Raw genomic sequence first — 18,692 nt, forward strand, 5'->3', positions numbered from 1 at the left:
TGTTCGACTTTCGATACTCGTTTATCACGCCCGCCGCGAGAGGAGTGTATGGCGCTCGATCGGATAGATGGCGTTGCGCTCGTCGGCTTCGCACTGCTGGCCGTCGCATCGCTGACGCTGTCACTCGAGCAAATCGCGGTTGCAGCCGCCTCCGGCGGGTTCGTCCTCTCGCTGTCGGTCTGGCGGCTCTATGGCGGGCGGCCCTGGGAGGCGCTCGGCTGGCTCGCCTGGGTCGGGGCGGCCCTCGCACTCGTCGTCGAGTTCGATCTGCTGACATTTCTCGTCACCTTCGGTGGGTTCGGGCTGATGGGTGCTGGACTGCTCCTTGGCAGCCGACTCGATCTCTTTCCAGCGATCTGGGACGCGGAGACTGATTCTGGGTCTGACGATGGCAACGCTGTCGACAGTGACGACGGATGAGGGAGTGGTGGTCTGCAGCCGTGGTTACTCGAGCACCAACAGTTATAGACGCCGACCGTCTAGGGTTGCGTACAGATGACGACGCGCGCTGTCGTTCCCGTCTGTTCTCACCCGATGCGAATGTAGCGACAGCGCCGTCACCGAGTAGAGCATCACGACCGCACCCGGTCATACGGGTTCCTCGTGGCGCGAAACTCGGTTCGATCGATTGGACCACTGCTCTGCTCACAGGGCACTGGTCACCGTTTACCGCTTCCCGCTTTCCGCTTTCCGCTTCCCGCTTCCCGGTTGCTGCTCACCGCCGACTGACGAGCAGACTCGTGAGCGAGACCACTGGCGAAGCGAGCAAACCGAACCCGAAACCTAAACCGGCGGGTTTTACGCCCACCACCGACAGAACACGCATATGAGCACGGATTCAACTGACGACGCATTTCCGACGGATCGTCCCGCCGTCGTGACCTGCGGGTTGCCCTACGCCAACGGCGACCTGCACATCGGTCACCTGCGGGGATACATCGGCGCAGACGCATTCTCACGCGCACTCGAGACGCTCGGCCAGGAAACGGCCTACGTCTCCGGCTCGGACATGCACGGCACGCCCGTCGCCGTCAACGCCGAGAAAGAGGGTGTTTCACCCGAGGAGTTCGCGCTTGAGTGGCACGACCAGTACGAGGAGACGCTCCCGAAGTTCAACGTCGACTTCGACAACTACGGCCACACCCACGACGAGACGAACACCGAACTGACCCAGGAAATCGTCCGCACACTGGACGACGAGGGGTACATCTACGAGAAAGAGATTCAGGTCGCCTACGACCCCGACGCAGATCAGTATCTGCCCGACCGCTACGTCGAGGGAACCTGTCCCTACTGCGGCGCGAAGGCCCGCGGCGACGAGTGCGACGAGGGCTGCCAGCGCCACCTGGAACCGGGCGAGGTCGAGGACCCAACGAGTACGATCACCGGCAATCCAGCGGAGTACCGCGAACGAACACACAAGTTCTTCGAGGTCTCCGAGTTCGCCGACTACCTCACCGAGTTCCTGGACGGACTGGAGGGGACCTCAAACGCGCGCAATCAGCCACGGCAGTGGATCGAAGAGGGCCTGCAGGACTGGTGTCTCACCCGGGATATGGAGTGGGGGATCGACTATCCAAACGGAGATAACGAGACCACGGAAGACATCGTCCTCTACGTCTGGGTCGACGCCCCCGTCGAGTACATCGCCTCGACGAAGCAGTACGCAGACCGCGTCGGCACCGACGAGTACGACTGGGAGCGCGTCTGGAAAGACGACGGAGACATTGTCCATGTCATCGGCCGGGACATCATCCAGCACCACACCATCTTCTGGCCCGCGATGCTCGAAGGCGCAGGCTACAACAAGCCCCGCGCGGTCGCCGCGACGGGCTTCATCACGATTAACGGCAAGGGGCTCTCCACCAGCCGGAATCGTGCGATCTGGGCAAAGGAGTACGTAGAGGAGGGCTTCCACCCTGACCTGCTTCGGTACTACCTGACCACGACGGGCGGCCTCCAGCAGGACGTCGACTTCTCCTGGGACGCCTTCCAGGAGAGGGTCAACGGCGAACTCGTCGGCACCGTGGGCAACTTCTGGTACCGCTCGCTCCTGTTCGCCTATCGCAACTACGAGGGCACGCCTGAGGCGGACGTCTCCAAGGAAGTCGCAGAGCGCATCGAGGGAGCTATCGGCGAAACCCGCGAGGCCGTCAACGACTACTCGCTGCGCGGCATCGGCCAGGCCGCAACGCAGCTCGCCCAGTTCGGCAACGAGTACATCCAGCGCAACGAGCCCTGGAAGCTCACCGACGACGACCCCGAGCAGGCCGCACAGGTCATCCGCGACTGCGTCCAGATCGCCAAGGCCGTCGGCGTTTTCCTCGAACCAATCGCCCCCGACAAAGCCCAGGCGCTCTGGGAACAGTTAGGCGAGGACGGCGACGTTGCAGACGCCCATCTCGAGGACGCACTCGAGTCCCCGCCGCGAAACTTCGACGAGCCGGGTGAGCTCTTCGAGAAAATCGAAGACGATCGCGTGGCGGAGTTGAACGAGAAGCTAGCAGAGCGAGTTGCGGCGGCCGGCGATGACGAGAGCGACGCAGACGAGGAAACCGAAAGCGACGACACCGAGTCGGACGAATCGGCTGCTATGGCAGACGACGCAGCCACTGGCGACCTCGAGCCGCTCCTCGAGGACCGTATCGGCTTCGAAGACTTCCAGGAACTCGACATCCGCGTCGGTCGCATCGAATCGGCCGAGGGGATCGAGGGTGCAGACGACCTCGCGAAGGTCGAGGTCGACATCGGCTTCGAGACGCGCCAGGTCGTCGCGGGCATCAAGCAACTGCACGACCTCGACGAACTGCCGGGCGAGAAGTGCATCCTGCTCGCGAACATGGAGCCCGCGGAGCTGTTCGGCGTCGAATCGAACGGGATGATCCTTGCGGCGGGCGACGAGGCGGATCTGCTGACGACCCACGACGACGCTGTCGTGGGCGAGAAGGTACAGTAACGCCGTCCCGGACACCGATTCCAACGCAAAACTCGGTTTTCGCGTCTTATTCGCGGCGTTTGTTTTGCCAACCAGGGGCAGGAGACAGCCTACAGCGGAATCGTGAGCAGGTTCCAGTATCCCAACAGCAGGCAGAAGACAGCCGTCGCGAGCACGACGAGCGTGTAGTGAACCCGCGAGCGCAGCGTCCACCACGACAGTCGCCAGGACTGGACGGCGTACCCTGCCGCCACGACCGTTCCGAGCGCGCCGACCAGCGGTAACACGGCGAGCAGCTGGAAGCTCGTCGGCGGGCTACTGAGCAGCGTGTACGGCTGCAACAGGTAGAGTACGACAGTGCCAGCAAGGAAGCCGAACAGCGCCCCAATCGAGCCGCCGGCGACCCAGCGCGCCCAGCCTGCGTTGTGAAGCGGTGTTGATGACTGCGAGGACTGGATCTGGGACTGTGTCCGTGTCTGCGGCTGGGACACCGACTTCGATTGTGACTCCTCGGCTACGGACGCACTCGAGTCCCCGTCTGACTCAGGGCTGGCACTGTCCGAGCCTGCGGTACTCGAAGCCGCCGAGTCGTCGATCTGCTGTGTCTCAGACGGCGATTCCGTGTCAGCCGCACCACTCGGCGCTGACGCAGCGGAATCGGTGTCGGCCTCGCCAGTAGTTGCGTCGGAAATCTCGTTCTCACTCCCGCTATCGCCGCCACCGCCGCTCCCATCGCTATCACTACGGAACCGCCGCCAACCACGGGCCAGCGGCCAGCCGACGGCTCCCGAGAGCATTCCCAGCATCGTCGCGCCGGCGACTCCACCGTGCAGCGAGAGCGACTCGTGCCACGGCTGGCGTTCGAACGCCTGAAAATCGAGAAAGAGGTATCGAACGTCACCATCTCGCTCGCCGAACGCGAGCTGCGTATCGCCCTCGACCGCCTCGAAGCGGAGCGGCTCGACCTCCACCCATCGGTCGGGACCCCCACCGAAATCTGTGACGAGAAAGCCGTCGTTGTCGATGCGGACATCGGCGCTGGCCGCTTGCACCGTCGACGGCAGCTTCCCCATCGTCGTCTCGACGACCCGAACGCTGCGGAAGGTGCCCTCGAGTTCGTCGGCGCGAGCGGGTGGGCCATCGGGCTCGCCTGGTGTCGGCTCGTCCTCAGCCACGGGCAGAAACTCGGCAGCGAACGCCTCGCGGAACTCACCGCTCGCGACCGCCCCACTGTCGGTGTTGTACGTGACGAAGACACCAAGATCGGCGGCGGGAACCAGCCAGAGATCGCTGTAGAACGAACCAGGGATGTGGCCGTTGTGCTCGAGCGTCCGGTGTGCCTGCGGACCGATGGTACCCTCGATGAAGCCGAAGGTGAAGCCGTCGAGTTCGTCGTGGTGGGTGAACCACTGCTCCTGGAGCTGTGCGATGGACTCCGACTCGAGTACCCGACTATCGTCAGTGCCAAGCGAGCCGTCCCCGAGCTGTGCGCGCATGAACTGCGCCATGTCGGTTGCCGACGCGGTCATCGAGCCGGCGGGGGTGAACTCGACGAGCAGACCGGGCGCTTCCTGGGGCGATCCAAGGAGTGTGCTGTATCCCGTGGCGGTGCTCGCGCTCGCGGCCTCGTCGGGGAACGGTTGTGTGAACGACGACTGCGTCATCGACAGCGGGTCGAAGACGTTCTCGCGAGCGTACTGTTCGAAGGGTGTGCCGGCGATATCGGCGACAACCTGGGCGGCGAGTGCGGTTCCGTAGTTCGAGTAGGCGATCACCTCGCCGGACGGGCGGACACGGGCCGGCTGTTCGTCTGAAAGTACTGTCGGCAAGTCCCGCATGTCGTCGGGATCGGTGACCCATGTTCCCTGAAACCGCTCTTCGAAGCCGGCAGTATGCGTCGCGAGGTGAGCCATCGTAATCGGCTCGGCGTCCGTTTCAGGAATCGAGACGGAGTCGAGGTATGTCGTCACGTCTTCGTGTGGATCAAGCTGGCCGTCCTCGATCAGTTGCATCGCGGCCGTCCAGACGATCGGTTTCGAAACCGACCCGATCCGAAAGCGCGTTTCGCCGGCATCAACCGGCTCGTCCGTGTCGGCGTCTGCCACGCCGTATCCTTTCGTGAGGATAGCCTCGTCCTCGTGGACGACGGCGACGGATGCGCCGACGATGTCGTGTTCATCGAGGGCGGTGTCCAGTGTGTCGTCGACGAACGACTCGACGGCGTCGGGATCTAGCTTTAGATCGAGTTCGGCCTCGTCTTGCTGTGCGTGCAGTGTAGCGGTGGTCGGACCGCTTCGTCCGCTTCCGTTGTGCCCCGAGCGTTCACCCGGCTCAGACAGTTCGGATGTCGATACATCGGCACCGACGGTGTTCGTAACTGGTCCGGCGAGAGCTGCCGTTCCGAGAAGCGCCGAGCCGGCGAGCAGTTGCCGGCGGGAGGGATCAGTCGACATTACAGGTAGTTGTCGATTCAAACGGGTGCAACGTATGTGTTTGGAGTAATATTTTGCTCCTGCCTCCGTCGATTCGATGACGGGAGACGGATAGACAACGGAGAGATGACGGACAGATGATGAGCAGACGGATAGACAACAGGCACATAGCAGACAGGCGGATAGGCCACTTCATCAGAACAGAATGACAGGACCGAACACGACGACCGACGAAACGACACCAAAACGGCCCGCAGACCCGTTCAAATCGCTCGGCAACGAGACCCGACTCGAGATCCTCCGCGTGCTCTACGACCATCTGCAGTCGTCGTCACGAGAGGCGACGCTCTCGTACTCGACGCTCCGATCAGAAGTCGGCGTCGAGGATAAGGGTAACTTCAACTATCACCTGCGACAGCTGGACGGACTGTTCGTCGAGCGCGGGAGCGGGACCGAGACCGAGGCTGCGACCAGTACCGGTTCTGGGACCGGTAGCGACACTGGCACCGAGACCACCGCCGACACGGATTCCAGTACCAACACTGATTCCAGCACCGACGGCTACCGCCTCACGTTCGCCGGCTTCGAAATCGCCAAAGTGATCGACGTCGACGCCTGGCGGTCACACGAACCGTGTGGCCCCGTCGTACTCGACAACCCGAGAGACGACTGTGTCGATACCGGGAGGAACGATACACACGACGACCCGACAGCACAGCACCCACTGACGGCAACCTACGAGGACAGCGTCGTCGAGATCCGTCGCGGCGATGACCTCCTGTACGCTCACGCCGTCCGACCCACCGGCGCGGCGGCGCGAGGAATGGCGGTTGACGAACTGCTCGACACCGCCTCGACGCTGTGGCGACACACCGTCGAACAGTTGCTCGAGACCATCTGTCCCTACTGTCACGCGCCCATCGAGCGAACACTCGAGTACACCCCGAACCGGCACTGGGAACACACGTTCAGTGCGAACTGTAACGAGTGTGGCTCTCTCGGGGGATCACACGTGGGTATCGTCGCGATCACTCATCCGGCTGCGATTGCGTTCTGCTGGGAACACGGGCTAGATCTCACGAGTACCCGTGTCTGGAACCTTCCGTTCGTGGACGACAACGCGGTAACGGTCCTGAATGACGAGCCGCGCCGCCTGCGACTCACCATCGAGTTCGAATCGGCACGACTCAAGCTAGTCGTCACCGACGACGTTCGGGTCGTCGACACAGAGCGGGTGTGTCGAGCGGAATCGTAGCGCTCCAGCCGTCACACTTCGTCGACGAGGTGCGAGAAATTGTCGGTGTCGACGATCTCCATTGTCTGCGCCTGAAGGCCGTGCCGACGCAGTGTGAGTGCAGATTTGAACGCCGCCTCGCGGTCGCCTGCCTCGAACACGGCAAGAAAGTCGTGCTCACCGAGAATCGCGTACGATTCTTTGAGGGAGACATTGTGCTGCTCGAACTCCGTGTGCACTTCGCCCCAGATTGACGCGAGTTCCTGTACGTTCTGGACGTCTCGATCGTCAACGTCGATCAGTGATGCGTACGTTGGCATATCTCAGGACGATCCGGACAGACGGAAAACGGTTGTCGTGGCACACGACGGTCGCAGTAAAGTCAAACTCGTCTTCGAGTAAGTCACCTATCTTTTTGCCCATGCCCACGCTAGCGCAAGCCATGAGAAACGCAAAGATCGTCTGTACGCTAGGTCCCGCATCGAGCGATCAGCGGACGATTCGCGACCTCGCCGACGCTGGGATGTCCGTCGCTCGACTGAACGCGAGTCATGGTAGCCGCGCGGACCGAGCCGAACTCATCGACCGCGTCCGCACGGTCGACGAGCAACGCGAGAAGCCCGTTGCCGTCATGCTCGACATGCAGGGACCCGAGATTCGCACCGCTCCACTTCCCGAGGGCGAAACGGTGACACTCGAGTCCAACTCCGAAATCGAGTTCGTCGAGAGCGACGAGGTATCGAGTGAACAGGTCGGGCTTTCGCTACCGATCGAGGCTGTCGAAGTCGGTGACCGAATCCTGCTCGATGACGGCCTGATCGAGACGACGGTCCGCGAGCACAAGGGCGACATCATACGGGCACACGTCGACACGGGTGGCGAACTCGGCGGCCGGAAGGGTGTGAACGTCCCCGGCGTCGACCTGGACTTAGATGTCGTCACCGAGTCCGACCGGAAGGACCTGGAACTGGCCGCCGAGAAGGAGGTCGACTTCGTCGCGGCGAGTTTCGTCCGCGACGCCGAGGATGTCCTCGAAGTCAGCGAGGTACTCGAGAGCTTCGGCGCGGAGATTCCGATCATCTCGAAGATCGAGCGCGTTGGGGCGGTAGATAACCTAGACGAGATCATCGACGCCTCGGACGGAATCATGGTCGCCCGCGGTGATCTGGGCGTCGAGTGTCCGATGGAGGACGTGCCGATGATTCAGAAGCGGATTATCCGGAAGTGTCGCGAGGCCGGTCTGCCGGTCATCACGGCGACGGAGATGCTGGATTCGATGGTTCACGCGCGCCGACCCACACGGGCGGAGGCCTCGGACGTGGCCAACGCCGTTCTCGACGGCACGGACGCGGTGATGCTCTCGGCGGAGACCGCCATCGGCGACCATCCCGTTGCTGTCGTCGACGCGATGGACAGCATCGTTTGCGAGGTCGAGAATTCGGCGGAGTACGACGAACTGCTAGAGCAGCGCGTTCCCGCAGCCGGCGAGGCCCGAACGGACGCGCTGGCGCGGTCGGCTCGCTTCCTCGCGCGAGACATCGGCGCTGACGCAGTCGTCGCGGCGACCGAATCCGGCTACACGGCGCTGAAGACGGCGAAGTACCGGCCGGGTGTTCCCGTCGTCGCCTCGACACCGAGCCATCGCGTCCGGCGGAAGCTCGCCCTCTCGTGGGGTGTCACCCCGCTGTACGCCGAAGTCTCCGATCAGGGAGCCGATGCCGTCGTCGAAAAAGCGGTGCAAGCAGCACTCGAGGCCGGCGTCGCCGAGAGCGGTGACACCGTGGTCGTCCTCTGTGGAATGATGACCGAACTCGAGGGCGCGAACACGACGAACATGCTGAAGGTCCACGTCGCCGCGGAGGCGCTGACGACGGGTCGCGTTGTCGTCGGTGGTCGCGCTACGGGACCGGTCGCACGCGTGCCGGACGGCGACCTTACCGACGTTCCAGAAGGGGCGATCATCGTCCTCCCGTCGGGCTTCGACGAGGAATTCACGGGCGATCTGCACACGATCGGCGGCATCGTCAACGCGCAGCGGGGGATGACCGGCTATCCTGCGCTGGTCGCACGGGAAATCGATGTGCCGATGGTCAGTGGTGCGGATATTCCGGACACCGACGCTGGGACGGTCGTAACCGTTGACGCGGAACGCGGCGTCGTCTACGAGGGCGACATCGGGGCCCGACACCACCGAGATGATCAACCAAGTCGACACACCCAGTAACTACGCCGAGACTGTCCGAGACTGAATACTCTCTCGGGCCAGCCGATCACCAGGACGGCGGGTTTTTGACGCCGGCCCGTGTACTTCTCTTCATGGTAGACGAGACGTCCGATGACGGCCGTCGTGAGGACGACTGGGGGGCGTCGTGGGGGACGGAGTCAGAACCTGAGCCCGACTCTGAGCCTGAGTCTGAGCCCGAACCTGAACTCGAGTCCAAACCTGACCCCGAACTACGCGCAAATCAACCGACAACACCGGATAACCGCGCAGAGACGGATCGCATCTCGATCGATCTCTCGCGAGACTCCGGTAGCGACACAACCCAAGACGTAGCCCACCAGTCCGACAGCGAGACCGAGACAGACGAAGACGACCCCTACGCTCCCGAGCCCAGTTCGACGCCCATCGAGGCCGGCGATCCGTCACTCGAGAACGCACTCTTCGTCGCACTCGGCGCGCTCATCATGATTCTCGTCCTCGCCCGCGTCGTCTCGATCATGGTCTGACCGCCACGAGCAGTCGCCTCGTCCCTCTCCTCAGTTCAAATTTCCGTGAGCTCTTTCGCGCGCTCCAGTCCCTTCGTCGCTTCAGTCTTCGTCTCCTCGAGTGGCTCGACAATCTCGTCGGGCAAATCCATCCGATCCGCAAGCGCCAGCAGCGTCTCGAGTTTCGTGCTCTCGAGGCGCTCGATCGTCCGGCCGAGTTCGGCCTCGACGAGATCGCCGAGCGCCGGGTCCTGTACGTCCGCAATCAGGTCCTCGCGTTCGCTCGTGAGGGTATCGAGCACGTCACTCTCGATGACGCCCGGTTCGGCCTCGATCACATTGAATAGCGGTTCGATCCGGCCGATCTGTTCGGTCGTGGTCTCGCTGTGGGCCATCTAGAACGACTCGAGTTCCTCGTCGGTCGTGGCCTCGGCCAGTTCGGTCAGGAAGTCTTCGAGTTCGCGCTCGAGGTGGTAGAACTCACGCAGTCGCTGGATGAACAGGTCTCGTTCGGTTTCGATCATGTCCGTGAGGGAACCGCCGTGTCCCAAAGCGGTTCGCGTCGTGTGACAACCTGGTGGCAGGCCGCTGCAGTAGCCAATCAGTCAGCTATCTGGATATATTTATGCGGTGCTGTCGATTAGTCAAACTGATTGCATGCGACAGCTTGCCGCCCTCCTGTTGGTTGCCCTGCTCGTGATGAGTGCCGGCTGTAGCGCGTTCGACTCATCTCCGAACGGTGACCGGGACCCACTCACCGCCGAGAACGACGAACTCGTGCCGGGAGTCACCGAGGACGGAATCACCGACACGACCGCCTTCGCGAACGCTCACTACGACGCACTCGAGTACAGCGAGTTCGAACGAACGGAACAGCGAGTGATACACAACGAGTCGGGTGATGTCGTTCGCACGACAAACACGACACAGACGGTTACCGAGGATGCGGCTCGTTACGTACTGCGGGTCGATCCGGATTCGCTTGCGGACCCTGAGCCGGATGCGGTGATGACACGCGAAACGTGGCGGGAAGACGGGGACCGGATGAGTATCAGCCGCGTCACCGATGCTGTGGGTACTACTGAATTCCACGGTCAGAACATGGGTCTGGAGTCGACGAGCCTTCCAGTGTCGTTGTACGAACTCAGCGAAGTCGAGCACACGGTCAGTGTCGATGAGTCTGACAGTGGTATTGAACGGTACCGAATCGAAGGCGCGGGCAACATTACCCAACACAGTGATCAGCACGTCGAGTTCGACCTTCTGGTCGACTCGTCGGGTCTGATTCAAACCTACAACATTACCCAAATGATGCCGGTCGACAACGAAGAACAAACCTGGGTGCACGTCGGCGAGTTCACCCGCGACGACGACCTCGAACTCGAGGAACCCGACTGGGTCGAGGAGGGCTGGGCCGAACTCGAGTCTCAGGCGGCTGAGGACTGATCAGCCGGCGATGACGAGCAACGCCAGCAAGAGTACGAAGAAGCCGACCCAGATCAGCAGCGAGACTTTTGTGTACGACCACGGTTCGGGCTCGAACTGCTGGCCGCTCTCGACGCCGTCTTCGGCGAAGCCCTGTCTGAGGAACCAGTAGACGACGAGCCCACCGAACGCGGTTGCGGAGAGCCAGATGAGGGCAACCAGAACGACGAAGCCGGTCTGGCCGATCATCGCTCCTCACCTCCGTCGGCTCGCACGGTTGCATCGCTGTGTTCGATCGCCTCAAAGTCGAAGTCGTCGGGGTTGACGAGGCTGACGACGAGGGTAAGCGTGATCGCGATCGCGTGACCGATCGCCATGATCTGCCAAAGTGGGAATTCCGTCCACAGCGGAAGCGCGGGGCTCCCGAGGAAGAGGTAGGCCGAGACGAGCTGACTGCAGACGACACCGGTGATGAAGCCGGTCGAACTGGTCTTGTGCCAGAATAACGAGAGCGCGAACGGTCCCGCAAGGCCGGTCGCACCGATCCCGCTCGCCAGCAACAGCGTCACGAAGCCGACGTTGTCGAGTGCCCAGACGGTGCCGATAAAGATGATAAACGCGAAGAAGATGCTCGCGCCCCGAGCGACCCAGAGCTGTGCCTCGTCGCTTGCGTCACGGCTGACGTTCTGGTAGAAGATGTCTCGCGAGGTGAGGCTGGCGAGTGCAGTCAGGTACGAGTCCGTCGAGGAGCCAAGTACCATCAACAGGACGAGCATGAAGAGGATGAGCGACCACTCCGGCAGGAGGCCAAGCGCCTCGATCGAGAGGTTCTCGGGATGGACGCCACCTTCGCCAGTGAAGTCGATTTCGAACGCCGCGAGCCCGACGAAGCCGATGACGGCGTACATCGAAATGATGGTGAAGACGCCGATTGCACCGATTGTCAGGAAGCGGGTGGTCTTATCGCGGCGCACGGCGAAGACACGCTGCCAGGTCGAGAGACTGACGATCCCCCAGACACCGAGTCCGAGGGCGTACGGCAGGAAGAAATCGCCGATCGGATCGAAGTGTTGCATGCTCAGGTAGACCGAGGCTTCCTCGCCGAGGTTTGAAATCATATCCTCGTAGACGAGGCCGGGGCCGCCGGCCTCGAATAGCAACAGGGGAATGAACAGGACGACAAGAATGATAGCGCTGACGAACTGGACGAAGTCGGTCGTCAGCGATCCCCACAGACCACCGACGAGGATGTACAGTCCGATAATGAGCATGAGCAGCCCCATCACGACGTTCGGATCGATACCGGTCAGGCCACCGATGACGAAGCCGCCGACGTAGAGCTGGACGATACCGCCGAGCACCATCGTGTAGAGGATGACCAGCACGACCACGAGGTGTGCTCGCCGACCGAAGCGTTCGATGAAGTACTCGCTGTAAGTGTACCCCTGTGGGAAGAGTCGGCGCATCCGGAGTGCGAACGGTATCACGAGCAGGCCGGAGAGAACCGCTGGTGCGGCGTACATCCACGTCCCGGCAATGCCGACGAAGCCGACGTACTCGGGGACGCCCACGACGTCGCCGGCCCACATCCACGTCACGGCGAAGCTCGCCGTCGCGAGTCCGAGTTGCGCTCGCCCACCCGCAGTGACAAACTCGGACGTGTCGTCGACACCCTGCTGGCGGTAGATGTAGTACGCCAGCGCGAGCATCATCCCTCCCCAGAGCCCGATAAGCGCATACCCAGTTGCCGCACTAACCACGCTCATCACCCACGGCCCGAATCGACGGCTGTCGCCCGCACCGCCGATAGGTGGTAAGATGTTGCCACATCACTCGATAGTTAGCTGAACGAGATATAAAGATTATGCTACCTGTAACCTAGTCCCAATCGGGACTAAGTAGCACTTTCGTGAGTGATATCACTTCCTGCAGAGTATGACCGGGTCGTACAACGTGGCTAATTGGTGGTACAGGTATACCAGTGGGCGAAAATAGCAGTCACAGTCACAACAACGCGTAACCAGTAGTCAAATCAGAACAGAAACCAGATTCGGATGGTGGGGCTGGCAACGCTATTTCAGCCCTGCCCCACAGCTACATACGGTCACAACAAATAGCGCAGGTGTTCAATGTACGTCGATCTCAGCCACCCGATTGAGGCCGGAATGCCGGTGTTCCCCGACGATCCGACAGTCGACCAGGGCGACGCGGCGTCGATCGAAGACGACGGCTACCGCGTCACGAACCTCCACTGTGGCAGCCATACCGGAACCCACATCGACGCACCAAGTCACACCGAAGCCGACGGCGCTGTCCTCGACTCGATGCCGATTGAGCGCTTCGTCTTTGACGCCCGCGTCGTCGACTGCACCGGGAAGTCGCCACGAGAGCCGATTCCAGCGGCTGAACTGCCTGAAGCCGGTACTGAGGCCGACTATGACCTCTTGCTCTGTCGAACTGACTGGGACGAGTACTGGGGTACCGACCGCTACTTCGACCACCCGTATCTGACGCCGGCTGCCGCCGACCACTGCCGCGGGGCCGGCTGGAACGTCGGACTCGACACACTCAATCCCGATCCGACACCAACCGAGAACGCAGCAGAGTCGGAACCTGTTGGCTTTCAGGCTCACCAGACGCTCCTCGGAAACGACCTGCTCATCATCGAGAACCTGACAAATATCAGTCAACTTCCGCCCGATCGGACCATCACGCTCTATGCCTTCCCGCTCGCGCTCGCCGAGGCCGACGGCGCACCGATCCGGGCAGTCGCAGACATCGTATCGACCGACAACTGACGCAGACTGGACGAACCACTATTCGAGCGTCGCATCTGTCACGCGAATCATCCCACGCGTTGCCTCACTATCCCACTCCGTCTCGTACTCGAGTCCAATTCGCTGATCCATGTGCGGGCCGTCGACCACGAGCGTCTCGAACTCGCCGCCTTCGCCGAGGATGTGGACACCGTACTCCTCGTTGAGCGTCTCGAGTTCGGCTAGCGCCTCCTGGTCGAGCGTACGGCCGGGCCAGGACTCGTCGAGTCCGTAGGCAGCAGTCTGGATAATCATGATTTCGAAGCCAGCGTCGAGCATCTCCTTGGCCAGGATTCGTGGCTCTTCCTGCCACAGTGGCGCGAAGAGATCGCACTCGAGTCGGTCGCACATCGCTTCGATTCGGTTCGTCTGGAACTCGCTCTCGACGGCACCGGCGGTGACGCCTGCGATGCCGCCGTTGAGGTCGGCATCGAGTTCACGAAGAGCGGCCTCGAGTGGTTCCAGTTCGGCGTCACCCTGTTCGCCGGAGTCGATTGCGCTGTCGGCGTCGAAGTCGTCGGGATCGACGTTGACGAGTTCGATGCCGGTGCTCTCGGCTGCGAGCGTGGCGAGGTTGGTTGCGGGGACGTGGTACATGTAGGAGTCTTCGGAGGGGTGGACGGTGACGAGTCGCTGGACGTCGAGGCCGGTTTCGAGGGCCTGGTAAAGCGCCCACGACGAGTCCTTCCCGCCGGAGAAGAGGCTCACCCATGCACCGTCTTCGTCGTTCATATCGAATGGTCGTTGTGGGAGAGTAAATGGGTACCGAGTCCCGGATTCCGGGTTCCGGGTTCCGAGTCGTGAGTCAGAACCTATGTCTATGCCTATGCGTGTGCCAGAGTCGTGGGTCCCTGATCGCTAGGAACTCAGGAACCTAGGAACCGCTGGTGTCGCGAGTGTCGTCCTGGTTCTGTGTCTGGTTTCGGTCGTGGCCCTGCTCGTGTTCGCCTTCGTTAGCGTTTCCGTGTTTGTCCCCGTCCCCGTCCCCGTCCCCGTCCCCGTCCCCGTCCCCGTCCCCGTCCCCGTCCCCGTCCCCGTCCCCGTCCCCGTCTCCGTGTTCGCACCCGGACTCATGCTCGTGTCCATCCTCACGCCCACGATCGCGCTCGCCGTTTGCGGACCGTTCTTGGCGCTGTCCGTGCTCGGATGTCTGCTCTCGATCCGGCGCTGGCTCGTCGTCCGCCGTGACGACTTCGACGTTTGTGGGCGTCGGAGCGGACATCGGACCATCGGATCCCGGACCTCCGTCAGTCAGTTCGGAGGGGGAACGGGCGTCGGCAGTGCCACCACTGCCACCGGTGGTACCGCCCGAGGTCCGTCGGTCGTCTGAACCGCTCATCTCACTCGCGATCCAGGCTCCAAGGAGGCTCACTAGAATCGCGCTGACGACGAAGACCGCGAGTCGCTCGCCCGCCGTTAGCGAGAACCCTTCGACCGTTAGCGGGCCAAATCCTGCTGGTGGGACTGCAAGCGGCTCGATCAGTTGCTGTTGCTCGAGGAAGTACGCCGTGAATCCACGGACGGCGAGACTGACCGCGACCACGATGAACGGCAGGTTCAGGTAGGAACTCCGTATTGGGTCCTCGCCGATCACCTCGTCTAACAGTCGGCCGGCGCTGGCAGTGAGCGCTGCCATGGCTAACCAGGGAACGCTGTCGAAGGCGAACTGCACGACAGGGATCCCAACACCCGCGGGATCGTCAAGATTCGAAACACCAAGTGCACCGAAAAAGAGGCCGACCAACGTCAGCCCGGCGGCGACGACGTAGGTGACGACCGACACCTGTCCGGAGTACAGCGACTCGCGGACCTGGTGACCGAATCCGGTCATAATCTCGTCGATGTTGAACCCCTTGTATAGCAAGAAGAGGCCGATAACTGTCGTAATCGCCGCTGCACCCTCTGCGGGGCTCGTCACCGTCGCGAGCATCGGGAAGACGAGCAAAGTCAACCCAACCGGTATGAGGATCGTCTGCCGGAGCTCCTCGTCCGCGAGGAACTGCTTTAACAGGTAGTACGTCGACTCGATGTCTCGTGCCTGCCGAACAACGACTCGGTCGACCGAGTCGACCTGCACACGACTCTCGACGATCGGGACCAGTCGCTCGTCCTCCGCGCTGTCGATGACGACGACCGCGGAGTCAGGATCGTGATCCGCAATGAGCTCGTCAAGCTGGCGGGCGACTGCCCTGTCTGCGGAGACCATCGACTCCCGGTCGCCCGAGACAACCGCGACGATCGTCTCCTCGTCCTCATCGCGGAGGCTCTGGGCGACACGCAAGGTTTCGAGAAGCGTGTTCACGCCCGAATCCTCCGGATCAGCGAGTCCGATATCGGTCACGAGCGCCCGGACGGCCTCCCACCCGACGATCGGCGATCGGAGACCCGTCTTCCGACCGACATCGTCAGTCCGATCCAGACAGACGACCAGCGTTGTCACGGTTGCTGTTGCATTCCGTACGACGATAAAACCACTTACTCGAAGTGCACATCGGCACCGAGTCGCCGCTGGCGACGCGGCGACCCGAACACTACCGGCCGAACGAATCCCACTCAGTTACGCAATCGCAACCGGAACTCCCGGTCTGCTCCGATACCAGCGATGCCAGCACCGAACGAATAGGCCACTTGCTGAGCACCCGTCCCGAGGCGGGCCATCAACGGCCGCTCCGGTTCGAACTCTTCGATCACGACCTCGTCCGTCTCGAGTTGATCGGCCAGTTCGTCCTCGAGGTCCCGTCGCGTGCCGAGTTCGTCGACCAGACCCAGCTCGTGGGCCTGCTCGCCCAGATAGATGCGGGCTTCGGTGTCGCGGACGAACTCCGGGTCCATGCCACGACCGTCGCTAACCCGATTGACGAACGTCTCATAGTAGTCGTCGATCAATCCCTGGAGGTACGCACGCTCGTCCTCTTCGAGTTCCTTCAGTGGCGTGCCGGCGTCTTTGAACTCGCCGGCGGCGAAGCGCTCGTAGGAGAGGCCGACCTTCTCGGCGAGGTCGCTGGCGTTGACGCGCGAGCCGATGACGCCGATAGAGCCCACGATAGAGCCGTCGCGAGCCCAGAGTGCGTCACAGCCGCTTGCGATCCAGTAGCCGCCGCTCGCACAGACGTCGGTAGCGTAGGCGACCGTCGGGCCGTCGAAGCGCTCGGCGGCGAGTCGAATGTCGTCGCTCGGGACGACCTCACCCCCCGGTGTGTTCAGTTTCACGAGCAGCGCGTCGACGTTCTCGTCCTCGTCGGCGCGGTCGATCTGGTCGACGACGTCGTCAGCTGGTGTCGACTGCGGCCGCGAGGGAAGTGGACCGCCGCCACCGCCGTCACGAGTGATCGGCCCCTCGACGGCGACCTCGGCGACGTTGTAGCTCGCGAAGATCGAACTCGCGATGCCGCTGATTACCCTGATTCCGAGCACGATCACAGCGAGTGCGATGACGAGCCCGAAGAGGTCGGTCAACGAGTCGGGGTACAGAACGAATAAGCCGACACTCAGGATCGCTACCGCTACGATTCCGAGCACGACCACGGCGAGCTGTCCGATCTCTCGCGCCTCAACCATCGCAGACACCTCTGTTCATGTCGGTATCTCTGAGTGCTGTCCTGTTAACCGTTGTCGTCGCGTCTGCGGTTCAAGTATCCAGTATCCAGTAACCGGTAACCGGTACCCAATGCTCACCCACCAACTGCCTGCAGGCCGTCCGCTCACGAACCATCTAGATGTTCTACATGTGAGATGGAACTGGGCGGAAGGGGACGCAGTTCAGTCTGTAATCGCTGTTGCTGGGAAGTTGCAAAGAGATACCCAGATAACAAATTCCTACAGCAACTGCTTGCTCGCTGTTCTCCGTCACCACTTCGTTCGTCCAACTGGTCTCTACTCCACACCAGCGAGAGAAACACGCTCAACAGTACCGCCGAGCGCGGGACGAATCGAGCCCAGACGACGTGCTTAGAGCAGTCCCGTCTTCTGGAGCTTCATCAGGTCCTCGGTGTCGAGGGTCTCGCCCTCCTTGAACTTCTGATAAATCTCCTCGGCCTCTTCTTTGGCCTCTTCTTTCTTCTTGTCGCGTTCGGACTTGCGCTCTTGCTCTTCTTCCTTGTCGAGTTCGCGCAGGCGCTTCTGGACGCGGACGAAGTCCTCGTGATGCTGGTCGGCCGCCTCCTGGGCCTCGACGAACTTCTCGTGCATCTCGTCGGCCTCGTCACGGATGTCGTCGGCCTCGCGGTAGGCCTCGATCATCTGGTTGTGATGTTCCTGGGCCTTGTCCGCGAGCTCCGTCACCTTCTGGTGGTGCTGGGATGCCTCGGAGCGAACCTCCTCAGCTTCCTCAACGAGCCCTTCGAGATCCTCGTTCTGCTCGAGTTTTCCCTTGCGCTCTTCGTACTCCTCACGCTTGGACTCGATCTTCTCGATGAGTTCCTGCTCTTCCTCACTCGAGAGGACCTCAGTCTGCTGCTTGAACTCGAGTTGCTCGATTTCTTCTTCGAGCTCCTCGAGATCCTTGCCCTCGTCGAGCTCCATGTCGGACTTGAGCTTGTCGACCTTGTCGAAGAGCTCGTTGGCATCGGCGTTGAGCTCGTTACGCTTGTCCTTGTGTTCCTGAACCTGCTCGTTGAGCTCGTCGCGCTGTTCGCGGTGCTCCTGGGCTTCGTCGACCTTCTCACGCGTCTTTGCGTTCAGGTCGTCGCGCTTGGAGGCGCGATCGGAAGCCATCTGGTTCAGCTCGTTTCGCCGGTCTCGAAGCTGGCCGGCCATCTTGATAAGCTGTCCTTTGGAGTTGTTTTCGAGGTCGTCGTCTGTCAGTTCGATGTTTTTCGATTCGTCTACCATGTGTTATTCAAACCTCTGTGCCATACCCGCACCGGCCCGCGATCGCGATGTTACGTTTCGCGTTGGTTGCGTACTCGCATGTGTTGCGATTTCCGCGTGCGACCGTAGCTGCACCTCCGTCTTCGGCTATCTCTGTGTCAGGAGTCGAGAGTACGGTCGTAATCACGGTTGTCGCAGTGTACAGCGACTGCTCACGATCTGCGAAATCTCGGTGAATAAGATTTCCTGTCATCGATCGTCGAGCGATACGCGCCCCGGTGGCGTTCTGGTACCGGTATCTACTGGAGCCTGTAATTTAAATGTACCGGTCC

General features: G+C 61.9%; 17 protein-coding genes. 7 read left to right on the plus strand and 10 right to left on the minus strand.

Going from position 1 to position 18,692, the window contains the following annotated elements; genetic code table 11:
• The first annotated feature begins 48 nt into the window (after positions 1–48).
• Both C482_RS18110 and metG read left to right on the plus strand, forming a co-directional pair.
• Complete coding sequence (locus C482_RS18110; protein ID WP_006169254.1) at positions 49–420, plus strand: hypothetical protein; 372 nt, start codon at positions 49–51, stop codon at positions 418–420.
• A 406-nt stretch (positions 421–826) separates the two neighbouring features.
• Positions 827–2,956: a methionine--tRNA ligase gene (gene metG, locus C482_RS18115; RefSeq protein ID WP_006169255.1), complete on the plus strand. Its 2,130-nt coding sequence runs from the start codon at positions 827–829 to the stop codon at positions 2,954–2,956.
• An 89-nt stretch (positions 2,957–3,045) separates the two neighbouring features.
• Here the strand turns inward: metG and C482_RS18120 are convergent, their stop codons facing one another.
• Positions 3,046–5,388, minus strand: a complete 2,343-nt coding sequence (locus C482_RS18120) for a serine hydrolase domain-containing protein (RefSeq protein WP_006169256.1) — start codon at positions 5,386–5,388, stop codon at positions 3,046–3,048.
• Between the two features lie 184 nt (positions 5,389–5,572).
• Between C482_RS18120 and C482_RS18125 the strand changes: the two genes are divergently transcribed.
• The gene (locus C482_RS18125; protein ID WP_006169257.1) at positions 5,573–6,622 is read left to right on the plus strand and encodes a winged helix-turn-helix domain-containing protein; all 1,050 of its coding nucleotides are present in this window, start codon (positions 5,573–5,575) and stop codon (positions 6,620–6,622) included.
• Between the two features lie 11 nt (positions 6,623–6,633).
• Here C482_RS18125 and C482_RS18130 read toward each other — a convergent pair whose 3' ends face one another.
• On the minus strand, positions 6,634–6,921 hold the full coding sequence (locus C482_RS18130) for a GYD domain-containing protein (protein ID WP_006169258.1): 288 nt from the start codon (positions 6,919–6,921) through the stop codon (positions 6,634–6,636).
• Positions 6,922–7,043: 122 nt separating this feature from the next.
• On the opposite strand from C482_RS18130, the gene pyk reads away from it, so the two are divergent.
• Complete coding sequence (pyk, locus tag C482_RS18135) at positions 7,044–8,825, plus strand: pyruvate kinase (protein ID WP_006169259.1); 1,782 nt, start codon at positions 7,044–7,046, stop codon at positions 8,823–8,825.
• A 92-nt stretch (positions 8,826–8,917) separates the two neighbouring features.
• Positions 8,918–9,331: a DUF7312 domain-containing protein gene (locus C482_RS21910; protein WP_006169260.1), complete on the plus strand. Its 414-nt coding sequence runs from the start codon at positions 8,918–8,920 to the stop codon at positions 9,329–9,331.
• A gap of 35 nt (positions 9,332–9,366) precedes the next feature.
• On the opposite strand, the gene C482_RS18145 is transcribed toward C482_RS21910, so the two are convergent.
• Both C482_RS18145 and C482_RS21360 read right to left on the minus strand, forming a co-directional pair.
• Positions 9,367–9,705, minus strand: coding sequence for a DUF892 family protein (locus tag C482_RS18145; protein WP_006169261.1), 339 nt, complete (start codon positions 9,703–9,705; stop codon positions 9,367–9,369).
• On the minus strand, positions 9,706–9,834 hold the full coding sequence (locus tag C482_RS21360; protein ID WP_152422045.1) for a DUF892 family protein: 129 nt from the start codon (positions 9,832–9,834) through the stop codon (positions 9,706–9,708).
• Positions 9,835–9,967: 133 nt separating this feature from the next.
• On the opposite strand from C482_RS21360, the gene C482_RS18150 reads away from it, so the two are divergent.
• Positions 9,968–10,756: a hypothetical protein gene (locus C482_RS18150; protein WP_006169262.1), complete on the plus strand. Its 789-nt coding sequence runs from the start codon at positions 9,968–9,970 to the stop codon at positions 10,754–10,756.
• On the opposite strand, the gene C482_RS18155 is transcribed toward C482_RS18150, so the two are convergent.
• Positions 10,757–10,984 (minus strand): hypothetical protein, encoded by a 228-nt coding sequence (locus tag C482_RS18155; protein ID WP_006169263.1) that lies wholly within the window; start codon positions 10,982–10,984, stop codon positions 10,757–10,759.
• Positions 10,981–12,501, minus strand: a complete 1,521-nt coding sequence (locus tag C482_RS18160; RefSeq protein WP_206537144.1) for a sodium:solute symporter family protein — start codon at positions 12,499–12,501, stop codon at positions 10,981–10,983. Before C482_RS18160 ends, C482_RS18155 begins: the two co-directional genes overlap by 4 nt.
• 363 nt (positions 12,502–12,864) lie before the next feature.
• Between C482_RS18160 and C482_RS18165 the strand changes: the two genes are divergently transcribed.
• Entirely contained in the window at positions 12,865–13,533 is a 669-nt protein-coding gene (locus tag C482_RS18165) for a cyclase family protein (RefSeq protein WP_006169265.1), read from the plus strand.
• Positions 13,534–13,551: 18 nt separating this feature from the next.
• Here C482_RS18165 and C482_RS18170 read toward each other — a convergent pair whose 3' ends face one another.
• The 4 genes from C482_RS18170 to C482_RS18185 all read right to left on the minus strand — a co-directional run bounded on the left by C482_RS18170 (position 13,552) and on the right by C482_RS18185 (position 18,381).
• Complete coding sequence (locus C482_RS18170; protein ID WP_006169266.1) at positions 13,552–14,283, minus strand: diphthine--ammonia ligase; 732 nt, start codon at positions 14,281–14,283, stop codon at positions 13,552–13,554.
• A 142-nt stretch (positions 14,284–14,425) separates the two neighbouring features.
• Positions 14,426–15,991, minus strand: coding sequence for a DUF373 family protein (locus tag C482_RS18175; protein WP_006169267.1), 1,566 nt, complete (start codon positions 15,989–15,991; stop codon positions 14,426–14,428).
• 113 nt (positions 15,992–16,104) lie between these two features.
• The gene (gene sppA / locus C482_RS18180) at positions 16,105–17,109 is read right to left on the minus strand and encodes a signal peptide peptidase SppA (RefSeq protein ID WP_006169268.1); all 1,005 of its coding nucleotides are present in this window, start codon (positions 17,107–17,109) and stop codon (positions 16,105–16,107) included.
• Between the two features lie 390 nt (positions 17,110–17,499).
• Positions 17,500–18,381 (minus strand): coiled-coil protein, encoded by an 882-nt coding sequence (locus tag C482_RS18185; protein WP_006169269.1) that lies wholly within the window; start codon positions 18,379–18,381, stop codon positions 17,500–17,502.
• Positions 18,382–18,692 lie beyond the last annotated feature (311 nt).

Source organism: Natrialba chahannaoensis JCM 10990, from assembly GCF_000337135.1.
GTDB lineage: Archaea > Halobacteriota > Halobacteria > Halobacteriales > Natrialbaceae > Natrialba > Natrialba chahannaoensis.